This is a genomic window from Candidatus Poriferisocius sp. (assembly GCF_965202595.1).
GTDB lineage: Bacteria > Actinomycetota > Acidimicrobiia > Acidimicrobiales > Bin134 > Poriferisocius.
The window spans coordinates 1246761-1269665 of sequence record NZ_OZ241836.1; the positions used below are offsets into that span (position 1 = coordinate 1246761).

The 22905-nt window shown below is 60.8% G+C and carries 11 protein-coding genes; 4 read left to right on the forward strand and 7 right to left on the reverse strand.

What is annotated here, in order from left to right:
• Positions 1-2: 2 nt before the first annotated feature.
• Genes tpiA through gap form a run of 3 tightly spaced genes read right to left on the reverse strand, consistent with a single transcriptional unit; the run spans position 3 to position 2915 of the window.
• Complete coding sequence (tpiA, locus tag ACOGXC_RS06005; RefSeq protein WP_419919795.1) at positions 3-782, reverse strand: triose-phosphate isomerase; 780 nt, start codon at positions 780-782, stop codon at positions 3-5.
• Positions 775-1884 carry a phosphoglycerate kinase gene (locus tag ACOGXC_RS06010; protein ID WP_419920024.1) on the reverse strand — a complete coding sequence of 370 codons (1110 nt, stop codon included), beginning with the start codon at positions 1882-1884 and terminating at the stop codon, positions 775-777. The genes tpiA and ACOGXC_RS06010 overlap by 8 nt, the downstream gene beginning before the upstream one ends.
• A gap of 26 nt (positions 1885-1910) precedes the next feature.
• Complete coding sequence (gene gap / locus ACOGXC_RS06015) at positions 1911-2915, reverse strand: type I glyceraldehyde-3-phosphate dehydrogenase (RefSeq protein ID WP_419919796.1); 1005 nt, start codon at positions 2913-2915, stop codon at positions 1911-1913.
• 135 nt (positions 2916-3050) lie between these two features.
• On the opposite strand from gap, the gene ACOGXC_RS06020 reads away from it, so the two are divergent.
• Complete coding sequence (locus ACOGXC_RS06020) at positions 3051-4574, forward strand: class I adenylate-forming enzyme family protein (protein ID WP_419919797.1); 1524 nt, start codon at positions 3051-3053, stop codon at positions 4572-4574.
• Positions 4575-4668: 94 nt separating this feature from the next.
• Here ACOGXC_RS06020 and rapZ read toward each other — a convergent pair whose 3' ends face one another.
• The 3 genes from rapZ to ACOGXC_RS06035 all read right to left on the reverse strand — a co-directional run bounded on the left by rapZ (position 4669) and on the right by ACOGXC_RS06035 (position 17255).
• Complete coding sequence (gene rapZ / locus ACOGXC_RS06025; protein WP_419919798.1) at positions 4669-5541, reverse strand: RNase adapter RapZ; 873 nt, start codon at positions 5539-5541, stop codon at positions 4669-4671.
• 105 nt (positions 5542-5646) lie between these two features.
• Positions 5647-12552, reverse strand: coding sequence for a PKD domain-containing protein (locus ACOGXC_RS06030; protein ID WP_419919799.1), 6906 nt, complete (start codon positions 12550-12552; stop codon positions 5647-5649).
• Complete coding sequence (locus ACOGXC_RS06035) at positions 12549-17255, reverse strand: Calx-beta domain-containing protein (RefSeq protein WP_419919800.1); 4707 nt, start codon at positions 17253-17255, stop codon at positions 12549-12551. Before ACOGXC_RS06035 ends, ACOGXC_RS06030 begins: the two co-directional genes overlap by 4 nt.
• A gap of 589 nt (positions 17256-17844) precedes the next feature.
• Here ACOGXC_RS06035 and ACOGXC_RS06040 point away from each other — a divergent pair.
• Both ACOGXC_RS06040 and ACOGXC_RS06045 read left to right on the forward strand, forming a co-directional pair.
• The gene (locus tag ACOGXC_RS06040) at positions 17845-18267 is read left to right on the forward strand and encodes a hypothetical protein (protein ID WP_419919801.1); all 423 of its coding nucleotides are present in this window, start codon (positions 17845-17847) and stop codon (positions 18265-18267) included.
• A gap of 100 nt (positions 18268-18367) precedes the next feature.
• Positions 18368-19546 (forward strand): aromatic ring-hydroxylating oxygenase subunit alpha, encoded by a 1179-nt coding sequence (locus tag ACOGXC_RS06045; protein WP_419919802.1) that lies wholly within the window; start codon positions 18368-18370, stop codon positions 19544-19546.
• Between the two features lie 45 nt (positions 19547-19591).
• Here the strand turns inward: ACOGXC_RS06045 and nadA are convergent, their stop codons facing one another.
• Positions 19592-20686 (reverse strand): quinolinate synthase NadA, encoded by a 1095-nt coding sequence (gene nadA, locus ACOGXC_RS06050; RefSeq protein WP_419919803.1) that lies wholly within the window; start codon positions 20684-20686, stop codon positions 19592-19594.
• Between the two features lie 214 nt (positions 20687-20900).
• Here nadA and uvrC point away from each other — a divergent pair, with 214 nt between their 5' ends.
• A complete protein-coding gene (gene uvrC / locus ACOGXC_RS06055) occupies positions 20901-22760 on the forward strand; it encodes an excinuclease ABC subunit UvrC (protein ID WP_419919804.1) in 1860 nt (619 codons plus the stop codon).
• Positions 22761-22905 lie beyond the last annotated feature (145 nt).

A 22905-nucleotide genomic window follows, 5' to 3' on the forward strand; every position in this document is an offset into this window, starting at 1 on the left:
AGCTACTGGAGCCGGAAGCGGACTATCCGGGAGAAGCTCTCCACCTCCAGGGAGGCACCGCCCACCAGTGCCCCATCGATGTCGGGTTGGGCCATGAGGTCAGCGATGTTGATGGGTTTGACCGAGCCGCCGTACTGGATGCGGACCTGGGCCGCGGCTTTGCTCCCGAACCCGGCCCGTACCCGGTCACGGATGATGGCGCAGCCGGCCTGGGCATCGGCGGGGGTGGCGGTGCGACCCGTCCCGATGGCCCACACCGGTTCGTAGGCGATCACCATGGATCCCACCTGATCCCGCTTCAACCCCACCAGCCCGGCATCCACCTGAGCGGTGATGCGGGCCTCGGTTTGTCCCGCCTCCCGCTCGGCCAGCGTCTCCCCGCTGCACATGATCGGGGTCATGCCGGCGGCCAGGATGGCCTGCACCCGGCGGTTCACGTTCTCATCGGTCTCCCCGAAGAGCAGGCGACGCTCGGAGTGGCCGGCGATCACGTGGCTCACCGCCAGCCGGGCCAGCATGGGGGCCGACACCTCCCCGGTGAACGCCCCGCCGCTCTCCCAGTGGCAGTGCTGAGCCCCCAGAGCGATGGGGATGTTGTCGGCGTCCAGCACCGTCTGGGCCGACCGCAGGTTGGTGAACGGCGGGTGTATGGACACGTCGGCGGTGTCGTAGTCGGCCTGATCCAGCAGGTACGACAGTTTCTGGATGAACTGGATGGCCTCCAGATGATTCATGTGCATCTTCCAGTTGCCACTGATGAGCGGCTTGCGCTTGTCAGCCATTCGCTACCCCTTTCCGGTAGGTTTGCGAGTTCCGGAGGGCTTCGAGGCCGGGCAGGTCGCCCCGCTCTATCAACTCCAGGGATGCTCCCCCTCCGGTGGAGACGTGATCCATCTCCCGGTCCAGCCCGAACCGGCGGACCGCGGCGGCGCTGTCACCCCCGCCGACCACGGTGAACGCCCGGGTGGTGGCCATTGCCTGCGCCACCACTTTGGTGCCGGCCGCGAACCGGGGATCCTCGAACAACCCCATGGGGCCGTTCCACAGCACGGTGCCGGCATCGGCAATGAGGTCACTGAATTCGGCGGCTGAGCCCGGCCCGATGTCCAGCCCCCGCCATCCGGGGCGTAGATCCACCCCGGCCTGCACCACCCGCTCCCCCGGGGCCAGCGCGGTGATGTCGGAGGGCAGCCGGATGCGAGCCCCCGAGGCCAGCAGGTGGGAGCAGGCCTCCACCTGGTCGGCCTGAAGCAGCGAATCACCCACCGGGTGCCCCAGAGCGGCCAGGAAGGTGAAGCACATTCCCCCACCGATCACCACCTCGTCGGCAATCCCCAGCAGGGCGGCGATCACTCCCAACTTGTCGCTCACCTTGGCCCCGCCCAGCACGGCGACGAACGGACGCTTGGGCGCGGCCCGCAGGCCCAGCAGCACCTCGGTCTCCCGGGCCAGCAGGGAGCCGGCGGCGCTGGGCAGGTAGCGGGGCGGTCCCACGATCGAGGCATGAGCCCGGTGCGATGCCCCGAAGGCTTCGTTCACATAGCCGTGGCAGCCCTCCACCAGTTCCTGCACGAAGCGGTCGTCGTTGCCGGTCTCGCCCCGATTGAACCGCAGGTTCTCCAGCAACTCCACCCCGGGAGCCCGCTCGGCCAGCCGCTCCCGCACCGGGGCCAGCGAGTAGCGGGAGTCGGGTTCGCCGCCGGGACGCCCGAGGTGGCTGCACACGACCACCGCCGCCCCCCGGCCGGTCAGCCATCGGATGGTGGGCAACGTAGCCTCGACGCGGAAGTCGTCGGCGATCCGCCCCCCGGCATCCAGCGGTACGTTGAGATCGGCCCGCACCAGGATCCGCCGGGACTCCAGACCCCCCAGAGCCTCGCTCAAGGATTCGAGGGAAGGAAGCACCGGTGTTATGCCGAGCCCACGATCTCCACCAGGTCAACCAGGCGGTTGGAGTAGCCCCACTCGTTGTCGTACCAGCCCGATACCTTGACCAGGTTGCCCAGTGCCATGGTCAACTTCGAATCGAAGGTGCAGGAGGCGGGTGATCCGCAGATATCGGCCGACACCAGCGGGGCCTCGCTGTAGTCCAGCACCCCGGCCAGCGAACCACCGGTTGCGGCGGCGGCGAAAGCGGCGTTTATCTCCTCGGCGGAGGGCTCGCCCCTCACCACCGCGGTGAAGTCGGTGAGCGAACCGTCGGGTATGGGCACCCGCAGGGCGATGCCGTCGAGCAGGCCGTTCATGGTCTGGAGAACCAGGCCGGTGGCTCGGGCCGCCCCGGTGGAGGTGGGCACGATGTTCACCGCCGCGGCCCGAGCCCGGCGCAGGTCGGAGTGGGGCCCGTCCACCAGGGATTGATCGCCGGTATAGGCGTGAACGGTGGTCATCAGCCCCCGCTCCACCCCGAAAGCGTCGTCGAGCACCTTGACCATGGGGACGAAGCAGTTGGTGGTGCAGGAGGCGTTGGATACCACCAGGTGGGTTTCGGGGTCGAAGTCCCTGTCGTTCACCCCCACCACGAAGGTGGCATCGGCCCCCGAGGATGGGGCCGAGACGATCACCCTCGGGGCCCCCGCGGTCAGGTGTGCGGCTGCCTTGTCGCGGGCGGTGAAGAATCCGGTGGACTCCACCACCACATCCACCCCCAGATTGCCCCAGGGAAGATCGGCCGGGTTGCGCTCCGACAGCACCCGAAGAGCGGTGCCGCCGATGTCGAGCCCACCATCGACCACGGTAACCGGGTCGGGGAACCGGCCCATCACCGAGTCGTACTGCAACAGGTGGGCCATGGTTGCCAGGTTGCCCAGGTCGTTGACCGCCACGAACTCGAGGTCGGCACCGGCCTGGCGGGCCGCTCTGAAGAGGTTCCGCCCGATACGACCGAACCCGTTGATTCCCACACGAATGCTCATGGTGTTGAGGGTAACTCAGTACAGTCGCCTGAAACCTATGCGAATCGTTGATCTGCTTGAACGGGATGCTGCTTCTAGGGGGTCGCATGCGAATTGTTGATCTGCTTGAACGGGATGCTGCTTCTAGGGGGTCGCATGCGAATCGTTGATCTGCTTGAACGGGATGCTGCTCTTTACCCCGATCGGGTGGCGGTCGCAGTGGTGGGCGGCCCCTCGCTGACCTTTGGTGAGCTTCGCGATCGGGTTCGGCGGGTGGCCGGGGGGTTCCGGGCCGCCGGAGTGGGCCGGGGTGACAGGGTCGCAGTCATGGCCGGCAACGGTTTGGTGTTCTTCGACGTGTACCTGGCCGCCGCGTATCTCGGTGCCGCCGTCGTTCCCATCAACCCCGGACTCACCGGCGAGGAGATCACCTACATCCTTGCAGATGCCGAACCCGCACTGACCATCGCCGGGGCGGGCCACGCCGATCGGGTGGGGGCAGGGGTGGGGGCCAAGATGGAGGTTGTCGAGGTGGCCACGGCGGGGTACCGGGATCTGCTGCTGGCTGATCCCTTGGCCGGCACGGAGCACTCGGACGAGGAGGATGTGGCCCTCATCATCTACACCAGCGGCACCACCGGGCAACCGAAGGGGGTGTGCCTCACCCAGCGGGGATTGGCGTTCAACGGCCTGACCATGGCCCTGGTGCAGCGGTTCCGGCCCGACGACGTGTTTCTATCCACCCTGCCGCTGTACCACGCCGCCGCCGGCACCCGGGTCAGCTCGATGCTGGCCGACGGCCAGACCCATGTGGTGCTGCGCTCCTTCTCGCCCGAGTCGTTCTTCGCCGCGGTGGCCGAATACCGGATCACCATCTCGATATTGGTTCCCGCGCAGTTGCGCCGCATTCTGGATCACCCCGGCTTCGACGGTGCCGACCTCTCCAGCCTCCGTCTCATCGTGTACGGTGCGGCTCCCACCGCCGGGGCGCTCATCCGCCGGGCCCACGAGCGTTTCGGCTGCGGGTTGTACCAGGCCTACGGCCTTTCCGAGGGTGTCAGCAACCTCACCGGGTTGCTGCCCGAGGACCACGACCTCGCGATGGCCGGCCGTCCCGAGCTGCTCGACTCCTGCGGGCGCCCCGTGCCGGGGGTGCAAATCGAGATCCGTGACGGCGATGGCGCTGCGGTGCTCCCCGGTGAGGTGGGCGAGATCTGGGTGAGGAGCGAGAAGGTCATGGCCGGCTACTGGCGCGATCCCGACCGGACCGCCGAAGCCCTCGTTGGGGGATGGCTGCGAACCGGGGATCTGGGCCGGATGGATGGCGATGGTTACCTCTACATTGTGGATCGGGTCAAGGACATGCTCATCAGCGGCGGTGTCAACGTCTACCCCGGCGAGATCGAGGCCGTGCTGCACGCCCACCCGAGCATCATCGAGGCGGCGGTGGTCGGGTGCCGGGATCCCCAATGGGGCGAGCGTCCGGTGGCCTTCGTCCAGTTGCGGCCGGGCGGATCGCTCGACCCTTTGCCCGGGTGGTGCCGCCGGTACTTGGCCAGGATCAAGGTTCCCGATGAGTTCTTTGCCGTGGATGGTTTCCCTCGTACCGCCACCGGCAAGATCCGCAAAGCCGAGCTTCGGGAGCGCCTCGCCGCCGGGCAGCAAGCCGCTGGCACCTGATACCAGGGGCCGGTTCGGGCTGCTGCCTTTCGATGTCCCAGGGGGCCGGTTCGGGCTGCTGCCTTTCGATGTCCCAGGGGGCCGGTTTTGCCTGTTACCTTTCGATGTCCCGGTGGATGATCAGGGGGCGGACACCGAACTCGGGATTCTCGGTGAGGCGGCGGCTGATGTCCTCGGCCACGAAAACGGAGCGGTGGCGGCCCCCGGTGCAGCCGAAAGCAATGGTGAGGTACGACTTGCCCTCCCTCACATAAGCGGGTACCAGCAGTTCGAGGAGGTTCTCGGTCTGCTGGAGAAAGGTTTCGGCCATGGGCTGGCCGGTGAGCAGGAAGTCCTTCACCACCGCGTCCTGGCCGGTGAGGGGGCGGAGTTCCTCAACCCAGTGGGGATTCGGCAAGAAGCGACAGTCCAGCACCAGGTCGGCGTCGAGGGGGATGCCGTGCTTGAAGCCGAACGACATGATCCGGGTGGTTACCGATTCCGGGCCGGAGTCGAGCTCGAACACCTCGTCTATGAAGCGATTCAGTTGGTAGATGCTGAACTCGGAGGTATCCACCACCACGTCGGCCTGGCTGCGCAGGTAGACCAGCGCTTCCCGCTCGGACTCGATGGCATCGGACACGCCCATCGGTGAGGTGCCGGCGAACGGGTGGCGGCGCTTGGTGCTCTCGAAGCGATTCACCAGCACCGGGGTGGTGGCATCCAGAAAGAGGATCCGCACCGCCCCTTCGGCGGAGGCCCTGAAAGCGCTGAGAGCGGGAGCCACTTGTTTGTGGTAGCGGTTCAGCCCCAGCACCAGACCCACTCGGGAGATGCCGCTGTCGGGGGCATCGGCAAACTCTCGCACTTTGGGAAGCAGTGCGGGGGGCAGGTTGTCCACCACGTACCAACCCAAGTCCTCGAAGTGGTTCGCCGCCTGAGAGCGGCCAGCTCCCGACATGCCGGTTATCACCACGAATTCGGCCATACCTCCAGGCTAACGGCCAAAACCTGGTCGTTCGGGCAATCCCGGTTGAAAACGCAGGAGTCGAGAATGCGCAGATCAAACAGATTAGTCCGAGGTGCCGACTTTTCAGGGTTGTGGTTGGTGGTGGGTGTAGTGGAGGTTGAAGTTGACGGGTTGTTGGAGGGGTTGGTCGAGGGTGATGGTGATGGTTGTGGTGGGGTTGGTTCCTTCGGTGACGGTGGTTGTGGTGGGTTGTATGGAGATGAGGTTGTTGTTGGTGATGGTTATGGTGATTGTTCGCAGGTAGGCGTAGTCGTTGGTGTCGGTGGCGGTCACCGTCATGGTGTAGGTGCCGGTTTGGGTTGGCGTGAAGGTGAGTTGAGCGGTGTTGAGTATTGTGCCCTCCGGTAGTGGTGGGGTGGTCTCGTCGGGTTCACGAGTCCAGGCGTAGGTGATGACCTCATCCTCATTGGTGTGGGTGGCTGTGGCGGTGATGTTCACTTGTTGGCCGAGTCTGAGGACCAGGTTGTTGAGGGGGGCGAGCTCCAGTGGGTTGGTGTGGTTGTCGGTGGGGCTGATTTCGTGTTCTTCGGGGGTTGGGGGGGTGCCGACGGTGATTATTACTGTTTGGGTGTCGGTGTTGTTGTGGGTGTCGGTGGCGGTGATGGTCATGGTGTAGGTGCCCGATGTGGTGGTGGTGAACCGTAGTCGGGCGGTGTTGAGTGTTGTGCCGGTGGGTAGTGGTGGTGCGGTCTCGCCGGGTTCGCGGGCCCAGGTGTAGGTGATGGTTTCGTTGTCTTTGGTGTGGGTGGCTGTGGCGGTGATGTCGATTCGTTGACCGGCTTGGACTTTGATGTCGTTGAGCGGTTCCAGTGCTGGGGAGTTGTCGTCGTCGATGACGGTGATGGTGGCGGTGGCGTTACCCATCCCGAAACCCGCCGGCAGCGGGCCAACCGGTTCTATGGTCACCGTGATGGTTTCTGTTTCTTCGTCCACTTCGTCGTCGGGTATGGGGATGGTGATGGTTTTGGACACCTCGTCGGGGCCGAAACGCAAGGTGGCTACAACTGCTACCACCACGGTCCGGGTGTCGGTGTTGCCGTTACCGTCACTGGCGGTCACCGTCATGGTGTAGGTTCCCACCTGGGTGGGGGTGAACGTCAACCGGGGTGTGTCCAGCGCGGTGTTCTCAGGCAACGGTGGGGTGGTTTCGCCGTCTTTGCGGGACCATTGGTAGGTGATTGTGTCTGCGTCGTTGTCGGTGGCTGATGCAGCGATGTTGACTTTTTGGCCGGCTCTGACGGTGATGTTTTGTAGTGGTTTGAGTATTGGTGAGCTGTCGTCGTCGGCGATTTTTGCGATTGTGATGGTGTTGCCCATGACGAACCCATCGGGTAGTGGGTTGATGGGGGCTATGATCACGCTGAACCATTCATCACCCTCATCTACCCCGTCGTTGGTGATTGGAATCATGATGTCTGCGAACCGTTCGTTGGCTTCAAGGACGACTTGGGTGATGTTTTCACCGAAATCCGTTCCGTCGGTGGCTGTGCCGCCGGCGGTGATTCCACCGATTGAAGCGGTGTCGTAGATGACTCTGAAGGTTACGTCCTGGGTGGGTGGTTCAGCGGTGCTGATCCTGACTGCGGCGAAGTTATCGGTGCCCTCTGTCACCGACACCATGGCTGGTACCGAGATCACGGTGTCGGCAACAACGGTGATAGTCACGGTTTCGGTGCTGACAGTGTTGTTGTTGCTGTCGGTGGCGGTGACTGTCATGGTGTAGGTTCCCATCCGGGTTGGGGTGAATGTCAACCGGGCTTGGTTGAGTAGTGTGCCCGTTGGCAGCGGTGGTGCTGTTTCGCCGGTCTTGCGAGTCCACTGGTAGGTGTAGGGGTTGTCGTCATCGGTGCTAGCAGCCGTAGCAATGACGTCCACAAGCTGGCCGACTTTGGTTGTTACCTGGAGTGGGAAGCTGTCGTAATCGGTGATCGTCACCGTCGCCACCGTGTTGCCCAATCTGTAACCGGCTGGTAGCGCTGCTGATGGTGCGATGGTGACAACAATGGTTTCGGCGCCCTCTACTACATTGTCGTCGGTGATCGGGATCACAATGTTCTTCGACGTGTCGCTGTTGCTGAAGGTGATCGAGGTTACAGCGTCGTTGTCGTAGTCCCCGTTGGCCGGGTCAGCCGCGCCGGTCGCGGTACCAGCATAGGTGATGTTGAAGGTGACCGGTTGGGTGAACGCTTCGGCCAGGCTGATCGTGACCGTGGCATTTTTATCGTTGCCCTCGGTTGCTACCACTGCGGCGGGCACCGACACCACTGTTTTCGGGTTGACTGTGATGACCACTGTTTCAGCGTCGGTGTTGGCGTTACCATCGCCGGCGGTCACGGTCATGGTGTAAACCCCGGCAGTGGTTGGGGTGAACATCAACTGTTTGGCACCCAACGCGGTGCTCTGGGGCAGCGCGGGTAAGTTCTCACTCGCCTTACGTGACCAGGTATAAGAGATGGTGTCCCCATCGGCATCGGTGGCGTTGGCGGTGATGTCCACCTGTTGCCCGGCTTTGAGGGTGACATCGGTCAACTCCTCCAACACCGGGGAGTTATCATCATCGGTGATCGTCACCGTAGCCACCGCGTTGCCCAACCTGTACCCGGCCGGCAACGCAGGTGATGGGTCTATGGTTATGGTGATCGTTTCCGCGGTCTCGTCCAAACCATCGTCGGTGATCGGGATCACGATGTTCTTCGACGTGTCGCTGGTTCCAAAAGTGACTGATGTTATGGTGTCGTTGTCGTAATCCCCGTTAGAGGGGTCAGTCGCGCCGGTAGCGGTACCGCCATAATCAATGTTGAAGACGACCGATTGGCCGAACGCTTCCGCCAAACTGATCGTAACCGTTGCGTTGCTATCAGTCCCCTCCGTCACCGCCACCGTTGCTGGTACCGACACCACTACCTTTGGGTTGACTGTGATTGTCACTGTTTTGGTGTCGGTGTTGGCGTTGCCGTCGTTGGCGGTAACGGTCATGGTGTAGGTACCGGTGGTGGTCGGGGTGAACGTCAACCGCTTAGCGTTCAACGCGGTGCTTGGAGGTAGTGCGGGGGTGGTTTCGCCGCTCTTGCGGGTCCAGGTATAGGAAATCGTGTCAGCATCCGTGTCGGTGGCGTTGGCGGTGATGTCCACCTGCTGGCCTGCTTTGAGGGTGACATCGGTCAAGTCCTCCAGCACCGGGGAGTTGTCATCATCGGTAATGGTCACCGTTGTGGTGGCGTTGCCCAACGTGTATCCGGCCGGTAACGCTGCTGAAGGCGCAACAGTCACAATGATCGTCTCGGCGTTCTCGTCCAAACCGTCATCGGTGATCGGTATCACAACATTCTTCGACGTGTCGCTGGTGCTGAAAGTTACTGATGTTACTTCATTATTGTCATAGTCGCCGTTGGCCGGGTTATTAGCCCCGGTAGCGGTACCGCCATAGGTGATGTTGAAGGTGACCGATTGGTCGAACGCTTCCGCCAGGCTGATCGTGACGGTAGCATTACTATTGGTTCCCTCGGTTACCGCCACCGCCGCGGGTACTGATACCACTACTTTTGCGGCGACTGTGATAACCACCGTTTTGGTATCGGTATTACCATTACCATCACTGGCGGTCACCGTCATGGTGTAGGTGCCGACCGCGGTAGGGGTAAAGCGCAACCGTTTCGCACTCAGCGTGGTCTCAGGCAGCGCCGGGGTACTCTCACCGCTCTTGCGGGTCCAGGCATAAGAGATCGTGTCACCGTCGGTGTCGGTGGCGTTGGCGGTGATGTCCACCTGCTGGCCCACCTTGACCCCAACATCGGCCAAATCCCCCAACACCGGGGAATCATCATCATCGGTAATCGTCACGGTTGTCGCGGCGTTGCCCAACGTGTACCCAGCCGGCAACGCCGCCGACGGGGCAACAGTGACAATGATTGTTTCCGCGGTCTCATCCAAACCGTCATCAGTAATCGGGATCACGATGTTCTTCGACGTATCGCTGGTTCCGAAGGTGACCGATGTTACCGCGTCGTTGTCATAATCCCCATCAGCCGGGTTTGCCGCGCCGGTAGCGGTACCCCCATAAGTCACATTGAACGTAACCGACTGGCCGAATGATTCCGCCAGGCTGATCGTCACCGTAGCATTACTATCGGTCCCCTCGGTGACCGCCACCGTGGTTGGTACCGACACCACTACCTTCGCCCCAACAGTGATAACCACTGTTTTGGTGTCGGTGTTGCCGTTGCCGTCGTTGGCGGTCACGGTCATGGTGTAGGTGCCGGTAGCGGTGGGGGTGAACGTCAACCGTTTCGTGTTCAGCGCCGTTCCCCCGGGTAGCGCGGGTGTGGTCTCACCGGCCTTGCGGGTCCAGGTATAAGAGATCGTGTCGCTGTCGGCATCGGTGGCGTTGGCGGTGATGTCCACAAGCTGGCCCACCTTGAGCGTCACATCAGCCAAATCCCCCAGCACCGGGGAGTTATCGTCATCGGTGATCGTAACGGTTGTCGCGGCGTTACCCAACGTGTACCCGGCCGGCAACGCCGCTGATGGGGCAATGGTCACAGTGATTGTTTCCGCGGTCTCATCGAGACCATCATTGGTGATCGGGATCACGATGTTCTTCGAGGTGTCGCTGGTGTTGAAGGTGACCGAGGTTACCGCGTCGTTGTCGTAATCCCCATCAGCAGGGTTTGCCGCACCGGTAGCAGTACCGCTATAGGTGATGTTGAAGGTGACCGACTGGCCGAACCCCTCAGCCAGGCTGATCGTCACCGTAGCATTCGTATCGGTTCCCTCGGTGACCGCCACCGTAGCGGGTACTGATACCACTACTTTTGCGGTGACTGTGATTACCACCGTTTCGGTATCGCTGTTACCGTTACCATCGTTGGCGGTAACGGTCATGGTGTAGGTGCCGGTGGTGGTGGGGGTGAACGTCAACCGCTTCGCGTTCAACGCCGTCCCCCCGGGCAGCGCCGGGGTGGTCTCACCCGCCTTGCGGGTCCAGGCATAAGAAATAGTGTCGCCAGTATCGGCGTCGGTGGCGTTGGCGGTGATGTCCACCTGCTGGCCCACCTTCACCCCAACCGCCGCCAAATCACCCAACACCGGCGAGTTGTCATCATCAGTAACCGTCACCGTCGCCGCGGCGTTGCCCAACGTGAACCCGGCCGGCAACGCCGCCGACGGGGCAACAGTGACAGTGATTGTTTCAGCAGCCTCATCGAGACCATCATCAGTGATCGGAATCACGATGTTCTTCGATGTGTCGCTGGTGCTGAAGGTGACCGAGGTTACCGCGTCGTTGTCGTAATCACCATCAGCCGGATCACTGGCACCGGTAGCGGTACCACCATAAGTCACATTAAACGTAACCGACTGGCCGAACCCCTCAGCCAAACTAATCGTCACCGTAGCATTACTATCGGTTCCCTCGGTTACCGCCACCGTAGTGGGTACTGATACCACTACCTTCGCGGCAACAGTGATAACCACTGTTTTGGTATCGGTGTTGCCGTTACCGTCGTTGGCGGTCACGGTCATGGTGTAGGTGCCGGTAGCGGTGGGGGTGAAAGTCAACCGTTTCGTGTTCAACGCCGTTCCCCCGGGTAGCGCGGGTGTGGTTTCACCGTTCTTGCGGGTCCAGGTGTAGGAGATCGTGTCGCTGTCGGTGTCGGTGGCGTTGGCGGTGATGTCCACCTGCTGGCCCACCTTGACCCCAACCGCCGCCAAATCCCCCAACACCGGCGAGTTGTCATCATCAGTAACCGTAACGGTTGTAGCGGCGTTGCCCAACGTGAACCCGGCCGGTAACGCCGCCGATGGGGCGATGGTCACAACGATTGTCTCCGCAGCCTCATCGAGATCATCATCAGTAATCGGAATAACAATATTCTTCGACGTGTCAGTAGTTCCGAAGGTGACCGACGTTGCCGCGTCGTTGTCGTAATCCCCGTCAGCCGGATTAGCCGCACCGGTAGCGGTACCGCTATAAGAAACGTTGAAGGTGACCGATTGGCCGAACGCTTCGGCCACGCTAATCGCCACGGTTGCGTTGCTATCGGTACCCTCGGTCACCGCCACCGTCTCGGGCACCGACACCGGGGTGTCAGCCAGAACAGTGATAACCACCGTCTTAGTGTCACTATTACCGTTACCATCACTGGCGGTCACCGTCATCGTATACGTACCGGTGGTGGTGGGGGTGAACCTCAACCGCTTCGCGTTCAACGCCGTCCCCCCGGGCAGCGCCGGTGTGGTCTCACCGGCCTTGCGGGTCCAGGCATAAGAAACCGTGTCGCTATCGGCGTCGGTGGCGTTCGCGGTGATGTTCACCTGCTGGCCGGCTTTGACCCTAACCGCGGTCAAGTCATCGAGCACCGGGGAGTTGTCATCATCGGTGATCGTCACCGTCGCCGTGGCGTTGCCCAACACAAACCCGGCCGGTAACGCCGCCGACGGTGCGATGGTCACAATGATCGTTTCCGCAGCTTCATCGAGATCATCATCGGTGATCGGAATCACAATATTTTTCGACGTATCCGCGGTGCTGAAGGTGACCGATGTTACCGCGTCGTTGTCGTAATCACCATCAGCCGGATCACCAGCACCGGTAGCGGTACCACCATAGGTGACATTGAACGTCACCGATTGGCCGAACGCCTCGGCCACACTGATCGTCACAGTCGCATTAGTATCAGTGCCCTCGGTTACCGCTAACGTGGTTGGTACCGATACCACCGTTTTCGCGTTGACTGTGATAGTCACTGTTTTGGTGTCGCTGTTGCCGTTACCATCGGTGGCGGTAACGGTCATGGTGTAGACACCGGCCTGGGTTGGGGTGAACCGCAACCGCCTCGCACCCAACGTGGTCTCGGGCAGCGCCGGTGTGGTCTCCCCGCTCTTACGGGTCCAAGCATAGGAAATCGTGTCACTATCAGCATCGGTCGCCGTTGCTCTGATGTTCACCTGCTGGCCCACCTTGACTGTCACATCCTCCAAATCCGCCGCACCGGGGAGTGGTCATCATCGGTGATCGTCACCGTCGTGGTGGCGTTGCCCAACGTGAACCCGGTCGGTAACGCCGCCGACGGTGCAATGGTCACAGTGATCGTCTCCGCCGGCTCATCGAGATCATCATCGGTGATCGGGATCACGATGTTCTTGGAGGTGTCGCTGGTGCCGAAGGTGACCGATGTTGCCGCGTCGTTGTCGTAATCCCCATCAGCCGGATCACTAGCACCGGTAGCGGTACCACCATAGGTGACGTTGAAGGTGACCGACTGTCCGAACGCTTCGGTCACACTAATTGTGACTGTCGCATTGGTATCGGTGCCCTCGGTTACCGCCACCGCTTCGGGTACCGACACCACCGTTTTCGCTGTGACCGTGATAACCACCGTCTCGGTGTCGCGGTTGCCGTTACCATCGGTGGCGGTAACAACCATGGTGTAAACACCGGCCCGGGTGGGGGTGAACGTCAACCGTTTCGTGTTCAACGTCGTACCTTGGGGCAGCGCGGGGGTGGTCTCACCAGCCTTGCGGGTCCAAACATAAGAAACCGTGTCATTATCAGCATCGGTCGCATTAGCGGTGATGTCCACCTGCTGGCCCACCTTGGCATCAACATCGGCCAACCCGTCCAACACCGGAGAACTATCATCATCGGTGATCGTCACCGTCGCCGTGGCGTTACCCAACACGAACCCCGCCGGCAAAGTTGCCGACGGTGCAATAGTCACAATGATCGTCTCCGCGGGCTCGTCGATATCATCATCGGTGATCGGAATCACAATATTCTTCGACGTATCACTGGTGCCGAAAACAACCGAGGTTACCGCGTCGTTGTCGTAATCACCATCAGCCGGGTTATTGGCACCAGTAGCAGTACCCCCATAAGAAACATTGAAGGTGACCGATTGGCCGAACGCCTCGGTCACGCTGATCGTCACCGTCGCATTGGTATCGGTGCCCTCGGTTACCGCCACCGCTTCGGGCACTGACACCACCGTTTTCGCCCCGACAGTGATAACCACCGTCTCGGCGTCACTGTTACCATTACCATCGGTGGCAGTCACCGTCATCGTATAAGTACCCGTGCTTGTAGGGGTGAACCGCAACCGCTTCCGGTTCAACGCCGTCGCTTCGGGCAAAGCGGGTGTGGACTCACCGCTCTTACGGGTCCAGGCATAGGAAATCGTGTCACTATCAGCATCAGTCGCGTTAGCAGTAATACTCACCTGCTGGCCTATCTTCACCGTCACATCATCCAACTCCTCCAACACCGGAGAACTATCATCATCAGTGATCGTCACCGTCGCCACCGCGTTACCCAACGCGAAACCAGCCGGCAACGCTGCTGACGGCGTAATGGTCACAGTGATCGTCTCATCGGGCTCATCCAAATCATCATCAGTAACCGGAACCACAATATCCTTCGACGTATCACTGTTCCCGAAAGTGACCGATGTCACCGCGTCGTTGTCATAATCACCGTTGGCCGGGTTATTGGCACCAGTAGCAGTACCCCCATAAGCCACATTAAAAGTAACCGACTCCCCGAACGCCTCTGCCACACTGATCGTCACCGTCGCGTTACTATCAGTGCCCTCGGTCACCGCCACCGCTTCGGGCACCGACACCACCGTCTTCGCCGCAACAGTAATAACCACCGTCTCGGTATCACTGTTACCATTACCATCGGTGGCGGTAACCGTCATGGTATAAGTGCCGGCCTCAGTAGGAGTAAACCGCAACCGCCTCGTACTCAGCGTCGTGTCAGGCAACGCCGGGGTGGTCTCCCCAGCCTTGCGGGTCCAGGCATAGGAAATCGTGTCACTATCAGCATCAGTCGCCGTCGCCCTGATGCTCACCTGCTCACCCACCTTGACCGTAACATCGGTCAAATCCTCCAACACCGGCGAGTTGTCATCATCGGTGATCGTCACCGTCGCCGTGGCGTTACCCAACGAGAACCCCTCCGGCAACGCCGCCGCCGAAGCAATGGTCACAGTAATCGTCTCATCGGGCTCATCCAAACCATCATCAGTAACCGGAATCACAATATCCTTCGACGTATCCCCGGCCCCGAAAACAACAGAAGTCACCGCATCATTATCATAATCCCCATCAGCCGGATCACTCGCACCAGTAGCAGTACCACCATAAGAAACATTAAACGTAACCGACTCCCCAAACGCCTCACCCACACCAACCCTCACCGTCGCACTAGCATCAACACCCTCCGTCACCGCCACCACTGATGGAACCGACACACTCTTAGGAGACACAACAGGAATAACAACAGCACCAATCTCATCAAGGGACAAATCCCCGCCTAAAGCATCTATCACAGCCACTAGAATAGCCATACCCCCCTCCGGTACCGTGAAAGTTCTCTTACCTGTCCAACTACCCTCACTGTTGACCCTCGCGCCTCTGACAGAGGCTAGGAGCGCCAGTAGACCACCAGCAAAAGCTATATTTTTCACACAAATGTTGGGGTCACCTTCAATCTTGTTCACATCCCCACCAGGTGGGTAATCACATGCTATGAAGAAAACACCCAGATCTTGAGAAGCTCCTTCAGTGTCCCACCCGGAACCGCTAAGAGTGAACTCATAATCACCAGCACTTTCAACACTTGCTGGGCTAACTGTTACAGGCTTAAACTCAGGAAACTTAGGATAAAACATTGACGCTTGCTCAGGTGACACCAAACCATTATCCGTGCGAACCTGGAAAGTATACACAGAAAAATTGGTTAAACCTGTTGTTAGAGTATAACTAGTCGTATCCGCATCCGAACCCGGCACCTCCAACCAAGAAGTATAAGGAACATCAGGCGCAACCTGATGATCAACTTTATAACGATACTCATAACCAGTAATACTATTATCATTAGGATCAGTCCACGACAACTCCATCAGCCCCTTAGCAGATTCCACTGCAAAACCACTGAGTTGCTCCGCTGGGTCATCCAGCGTCCCATCAGCGATACTATCACTGCCTACCGTATAACCCGTACCAGCATTCAAAGTGACCCGATAAGCCTCACCACCCTCAACAGAAGCATCACTCAAGGTCGGAATTATTACCGCACCAGTTGTATTAGGAGTCGAACCGAAAACGGCATCGAAGTTACGCGGCCCCAGCATGCCCTGAATATCGTCTGCGGTGAAACCACTGGAATCACGGGCCGCCAAAGTTAGACTCACCTGCTGCGTGCCCGTCAACGCCTTATTGGAGGTAACCGTCAAACTGATATCATTGCCCTCCGACACCGTCGCCGGATCAGTCAACAACTGCAAAACCGGAGGGTCAATCAGTGCTCCATCAGCGATGCTGTCACCACCCACTGTGTAACCCGTCCCAGCATTCAAGGTAATCCGATAAGCCTCAGCACCCTCAACCGAGGAATCACTCAAGGTCGGAATCGTCACCGTACCAGTCGTATCAGGAGTCGAACCGAAAACAGCGTCGAAGTTACGCGGCCCCAAAGTGCCCTGAATATCAGCTGCGGTGAAACCACTGGAATCACGAGCCGCCAAAGTCAAATTCACCGCCACCGTGCCCGTCAACGCCCTACTCGAGGTAACCGCCAAACTGATATCATTGCCCTCCGACACCGTCGCCGGATCAGTCAACAACTGTAGTAAAACCACTGCATCGTTAATTGTTCCATCAGCGATACTGTCACTACCCACCGTGTAACCCGCCCCAGCATTCAAAGTAACCCGATAAGCCTCATCACCCTCAACCAAGGTATCACTCAAGGTCGGAATCGTCACCGTACCAGTTGTATTAGGGCTCGAACCGAAAACAGCGTCAAAGTTACGCGGCCCCAAAGTGCCCTGAATATCGTCTGCAGTGAAACCACTGGAATCACGGGCCACCAAAGTCAAACTCACCTGCTGCGTGCCCGTCAACGCCCTATTGGAGGTAACCGTCAAACTGATATCATTGCCCTCCGTCACCGCCGCCGGATCAGTCAACAACTGCAGCGAAGGCGGTGGGTCGCTCAGTGTCCCATCAGCAGTGCCGTCACTACCCACCGTGTAACCCGTCCCAGCATTCAAAGTAATCCGATAAGCCTCAGCACCCTCAACAGAGGCATCGCTCAAGGTGGAAATCGTCACCGTACCAGTCCTGCTGGGACTCGCCCCGAAAACGGCATCAAAATTGCGCGGCCCCAAAGTGCCTACAATGTCGTCTGCGGTGAAACCACTGGAATCACGAGCCACCAAAGTCAAACTCACCTCCTGCGTACCCGTCAACACCCTATTCGAGGTAACCGTCAAACTAATATCATTGCCCTCCGACACCGTCGCCGGATCAGTCGACAACTGCAAAACCGGAGGGTCGTCCACTGTACCATCAGCAGTGCTGTCACTACCCACCGTGTAACCCGCCCCAGCATTCAAAGTAACCCGATAAGCCTCAGCACCCTCAACCAAGGAATCGCTCGAGGTGGGAATCCTCACCGTACCAGTCCTACTGGGACTCGACCCGAAATCAGCGTCAAAGTTACGCGGCCCCAAAGTACCCACAATATCGGCCGCTGTGAAACCACTGGAATCACGAGCCGCCAAAGTCAAACTCACCTGCTGCGTACCCGTCAACGCCTTATTAGAGGTAACCGTCAAACTAATATCATTGCCCTCCGACACCGCCGCCGGATCAGTCAACAACTGCAAAACAGGAAGAAGAGTAGCTACACGGATAGCAACCAAAGCTACTTCATTAGGAGCACCAGTAGCTAATATGATTGTCCCTGTTGCCGGCACCGTACGGTTAGTAATTTTTTTGGTAAAGGCACCCTGCTCCAGCTTGACAAAATCAATATAATTACCAAAATTGGTGCTACAAGCTGTGTAGACAAAATCTTTAATTTTGCCGCTTGATGGCATATCACATTGAAAGAGCCAGGGAGCAGTGGTACCCCAGTCGCTGCCGGTAATTGTGAAATCATAAGTACCAGCACTAGAAACCGACGACGGATCTGCCGTAAGCGAAGGCCCAGCAGGTGTTGTAGTAGGAGCAGGCGTAGGAGCAGGCGTGGGGGTAGGATCGGACCCCTCAGTTTCCTGCGCACGGAGCTCACCAGACCCGACGATTGACCCCCCCCCCCCCCCCAGATCATGAGAACCAGCGCAACCATGACGACCCACCACCTCTTAAGGAGCGTCAAAACTTGAGCTGATGATCCGTGCTCTTTCATTTTCCCCCTCTTTTCTGTTTTGCTGTTCACAGCTAGCCACCCACAGACCCCGTATGCTACCGCGAGTGACGCTCCCTGTCCAGAGCCTCTTGAGATTTCTGCCCAAGCCGAACAGCCGCGCCCACCCCAGCAGCGATACCCACCCCCACCCGGGCCGCTTCAAGCTCGAGACCGACCCCATCCTCAAACACCTGCACCTGGCGGTTACCCCTCAACTACGAGCTACCCACCCCCAACACCCACAGGGCGATGGATACCACGAGAAGAAAAAACAAGAGGAGTGTTGCTGGGGCACGGGTGTCGAAGTCCACATCGAGAAGATAGATGCCCGCTTCGAGGGGTTGGATGCCCGCATGGAGAAGATGGACACCCGCATCGAAGGGGTAAAGACCCACGTAGTCGAGTTGGGAGACAAGGTGGACCGACTAGGAGGTCGGGTTACCCGAATCGAAGGAAAACTAGACATCCCCGAGCCAGTGACCCCTTGAACACCCGCCCCAACCCTGCCCACGGCGCTGTTCCTAACTCACCGCCCTGGGAAAAGTTCCCGGTTCCATAACCGATCGGCCCGGAGGGTATGGTGCCCAGGTGGTCTACAGCGATGACGTGACCCTGGGCCTGACCCGGCGGGTTCTCGACCTGTGGCAGAACGACACCACCGATCTGGCCGCCGGCGTGATGCCCCAGTCAATTGATGCCTACCTCGACCGGGATCGCTTCGAGTTCGAGACCAACCGCATCTTCAAGCATCTGCCGCTGGCCCTGGCCCTCAGCTCCGAGTTGCCCACACCGAACACCTACAGGGCAATGGAAATCATGGGAGTGCCGGTGCTGCTCACCCGGGGAGCCGATGGTGAGGCCCGAGCATTCCTGAACGTGTGCAAGCACCGGGGGGCACCGCTGTGCGAGGCGGGGTCGGGGTCGGCCCGGCGCCTGACCTGCCCCTACCACGCCTGGGTCTACGACACCGCCGGCGACCTGGTGGGCATGTTCGGGGCCCAGACCTTCGGCGATGTGGACCGCGATCATCTCTCCTTGACCCCGCTGGCCTGCGCCGAGAGGGCCGGCTTCGTGTTTGCCTGCCTCACTCCTGGTGTCGCCTTCGACATTGATGCCTTCCTGGGCGATTTTGCCCCTTACATCTCCGCGCTGGACCTCGACCGCTGGCATATCTTCGAGCAGCGCACCCTGGACGGGCCGGGCTGGAAGGTGGCGTGGGACGGCTACCTGGAGGGCTACCACCAGGAGAGGCTGCATCCCCAGACGGTGGGGCTGAACACCATCGGCAATCTCATGGCCCACGACACCTGGGGGCCGCACCAGCGCATCGTGTTCGGGCGCAAATCGCTGCCGGCACTGGCGGGAAAACCCGAGGAGGAATGGGACCCGCAGGAGCACATCCGCCTGATCCATTCCATCTTCCCCAACGTTTCGATATCGGGAATCCTGGGTGACCACTGCCTGGTGAGCCAGCTCTTCCCCGGCCCCACCCCCGACACCAGCCTCACCATCCAGAGCATCCTCTGTAGGGACGAGCCATCCACCGATACCGAGCGTCGAGCCGCCGAACAGTTCAGCGCCCTGGTGCTGCGAGCCGTCCGCGACGAGGACTACTGGGTTGGTTTTCAGATTCAGAATGCCTTGAAAAGCGGGGCCATGAGCGAGGTGCTGTTCGGGCGCAACGAACCCTCTTTGCAGCACTACCACCGGGCGGTGGAGCGCTATGCCGAAACCGGTGCCGGCGCAGGAGGTAACCAAAATCGGTAACAACCCGAAACCGATGGTCACCCAAAACCGGTAACCGCGTAACCTCTAGGTAATGCTCAGCATCCGGTCGAGGGCGATGCGGGCCTGGGCGGCAATATCGGGGTCCACGGTGATGCGATTGCGAACCTTGCCCTCCACCAGACCCTCCAGTGTCCAGGCCAGATGGGCGGCATCGATGCGGAACATCGTGGAGCAGGGGCAGATCAGCGGGTCCAGCGACACCACGGTTTTGTCCGGGGTCTCGTTGTTGAGGCGGTTCACCAGATGGATCTCGGTACCCACCCCGATCACCGATCCGGCCGGTGCCGCGGCCACTGCCTTTATTATGTAGTCGGTGGAGCCCACCTGGTCGGCCAGGGCGCACACCTCCCGGCTGCACTCGGGGTGGACCACCACCAGCCCGCCGGGGTGCCCCGTTCGGAACGCCGCCACATGATCGGGCTGGAATCGCTGATGCACCGAGCAGTGCCCCTTCCACAACAACAGCACCGACTCCTTGCACTCGGCATCGGTCAGGCCCCCCATGTCCAGGCGGGGATTCCACACCGCCATGTCGCCCTCGCGGTAGCCCAGATCGAATCCGGTGTTTCGCCCCAGGTGCTGGTCGGGGAAGAACAGCACCTGGTCGCCCCGCTCCAGCGCCCAGGTGAGCACCGCCCGGGCGTTGGACGACGTGCATACCGCTCCACCGTGGCGAGCCACGAATGCCTTGAGGTTGGCAGCCGAATTCATGTAGGTGATGGGCACCACCCGGCCGATATCAACCACTCGGGACAGTGCGTCCCACGCCTCCTCCACCTCGTCGATGTCGGCCATGTCGGCCATGGAGCAACCCGCGTTCAGATCGGGAAGCAGCACCTGCTGGTGGTCTCCGGTCAAGATGTCGGCTGACTCGGCCATGAAGTGGACACCGCAGAACACGATGAACTCGGCCTGGGGTCGCTGCTGGGCCAGCACCGACAGGCGGAAGGAGTCACCCCGGGCATCAGCCCAGGCCATAACCTCGTCCCTCTGGTAGTGGTGTCCGAGAATGAACAGCCGGTCGCCCAGGGTCTTTTTGGCCGCGGCGATCAATGACACCAACTCCTCGGGGGATGCCGTTGTGTACCGCTCGGGGAGCGGGCGCTGCAAACGCAACATCTCTTGAGAACCTCCATGAGGTACGGGAACCCCGATCAGTGGCCGGTGGGGGCAGCCGGGTCGCCTCGCCACGGGGATGTCGGCCTCGGAATTCGATATGTCGCCGGATACCCGGCCGGCGTGGGATGAAATTATAACCGCGAGGATCGGCAAAGAAAAAGCGGAAGCCGGTTACCCGCTGCCGGCCATACTCGGCTCGTAGGATGGGCAGGGCATGTTGAAGCGCCCACTCCCCGGCACCATCCCCACCACCGCGGGCTCCTACCAGTTCAAGGACCGTCACGGTCGGCCCATCTACGTGGGCAAGGCCAAGAACCTCAGGGCCCGGTTGGGCAACTATTTCCAGAACCCGGCCCACCTCCCGCCCCGAACCGCTCAGATGGTGGCCGCGGCCGCATCGGTGGAGTGGATCCAGGTGGACAACGAGGTGGAGGCGCTGATGCTGGAGTACAGCCTCATCCAGCAGCATCAGCCCCGCTTCAACGTCCGTTACCGGGACGACAAGAGCTACCCGTTCTTGTGTGTCACCACGCTGGACGACTGGCCCCGAGCCATGGTGATCCGGGGCCGCAAGAAGAAGGGCAACCGCTACTTCGGGCCCTATGGGCACGCCTACGCCATCCGGGAGACCCTCGATCTTTTGCTGCGCACCTTTCCCATCCGCACGTGCAGCGACAACAAGTTCAACCATCACGCTCGGCTGGGTCGCCCCTGCCTGCTGTTCCACATAGAGAAGTGCGCGGGCCCGTGCGTGGGAGAGGTGGCCCCGGAGCGTTACGGCGAGATGGTGGAGGATCTCATCGGGTTCTTGGGCGGTGACACCGACGAGGTGATCCAGCGGTTGGAGAGCGACATGGCCCGAGCCTCGGCCGCCCTGGAGTTCGAGCAGGCCGCCCGCCATCGGGACCGGCTGGCCAGCGTGCGCAAGGCCATCGAGGGCCAGCAGATGGTGGGCCCCCGCTCGGAGGATTACGACGTGATCAGCCTGGTTGACGACGAGCTGGAGGCGGCCTGCCAGGTTTTCTACGTCCGCAAGGGTCGGGTAATGGGCCGGCGGGGTTTCATAGTGGACAAAGCCGGTGATCTCAGCCGCCCCGAGCTGGTGAGCCGGGTGCTGGAGCGGTTGTACTTCGAGGAGAACCCGCTGGGTTACCCCAAGCAGGTGCTGGTGCCCGACCTCCCCGACAACCAGGAGCTGTACCAGGAGTGGTTGCGGGAGCAGCGAGGGTCCCAAGTGGTCATCTCGGTACCCCAGCGGGGGGCCAAACGACGCCTCCAGGAAACGGTGAACCGCAACGCGGCCGACGCGTTCGCTCGGCACCGCCTCAAGCGCACCTCCGACCACAACAGCCGGGCCCGAGCCCTCAACGAACTCCAGAACCACCTGGGTCTCACCGAGGCTCCCCTTCGGATCGAGTGCTATGACATGAGCCATCTCCAGGGGTCCGACTACGTGGGCTCAATGGTGGTGATGGAGGACGGCCTACCCCGCAAGTCGGAGTACCGGCGGTTCAAGGTGCGTGCCGTGGTCGGCAACGACGATTACGCCGCCATGGAGGAGGTGCTCACCCGCAGGCTGAACAACTACCTGGCTGAGCGCCACCGACCGGTGCAGGAGCGCGGGCGGTTCGCGTACCCACCGCAGCTCCTGGTGGTGGACGGGGGCAAGGGCCAACTGGGAGTGGCCGAGCGGGTACTGGCCGACCTCGGCCTGGAGGGAGAGATTTTTCCCGCGGGGCTGGCCAAGGAGTTTGAGCAGGTCTTCGTGCCCGGTCGATCCGACCCGGTGGAGATTCCCCGCCCATCGGAAGGTCTGTACCTGCTTCAGCGGATTCGCGATGAGAGCCACCGCTTTGCCAACGACTACCACCGGCGGTTGCGGGGCAAGCGGATGACCCGATCCTCGCTGGATGGCATCGACGGCCTCGGCCCGGCCCGCCGAACCCGGTTGGTCAAGGAACTGGGAGGGTTGCGGGCGGTGGAGCGGGCCTCGCTCGATGATCTGCTGGGGTTGAGCTGGTTGCCTGATGCGGTGGCCTATTCGGTGTACGAGAAGCTCCACGGGCCGCAGTGACCCTAGGTATAATTTTTTTTGGGCGTAGCAGGCCAGGTTTGTAATAGGGTCGGGTAGCATCCACATACAAATCGCTACGTAGCCGGAAAGTGCACAAGGAGCGTGGTGCCATGTTAGACGGATCCAAGTGGGATGGCCTTTCATG

Coding starts and splice junctions, on each gene's coding strand:
- rapZ (WP_419919798.1), bottom strand. CDS start 5,541: ATGGCCGAATTCGTGGTGATAACCGGCATGTCGGGAGCTGGCCGCTCT.
- ACOGXC_RS06020 (WP_419919797.1), top strand. CDS start 3,051: ATGCGAATCGTTGATCTGCTTGAACGGGATGCTGCTCTTTACCCCGAT.
- tpiA (WP_419919795.1), bottom strand. CDS start 782: ATGGCTGACAAGCGCAAGCCGCTCATCAGTGGCAACTGGAAGATGCAC.
- gap (WP_419919796.1), bottom strand. CDS start 2,915: ATGAGCATTCGTGTGGGAATCAACGGGTTCGGTCGTATCGGGCGGAAC.
- nadA (WP_419919803.1), bottom strand. CDS start 20,686: ATGTTGCGTTTGCAGCGCCCGCTCCCCGAGCGGTACACAACGGCATCC.
- uvrC (WP_419919804.1), top strand. CDS start 20,901: ATGTTGAAGCGCCCACTCCCCGGCACCATCCCCACCACCGCGGGCTCC.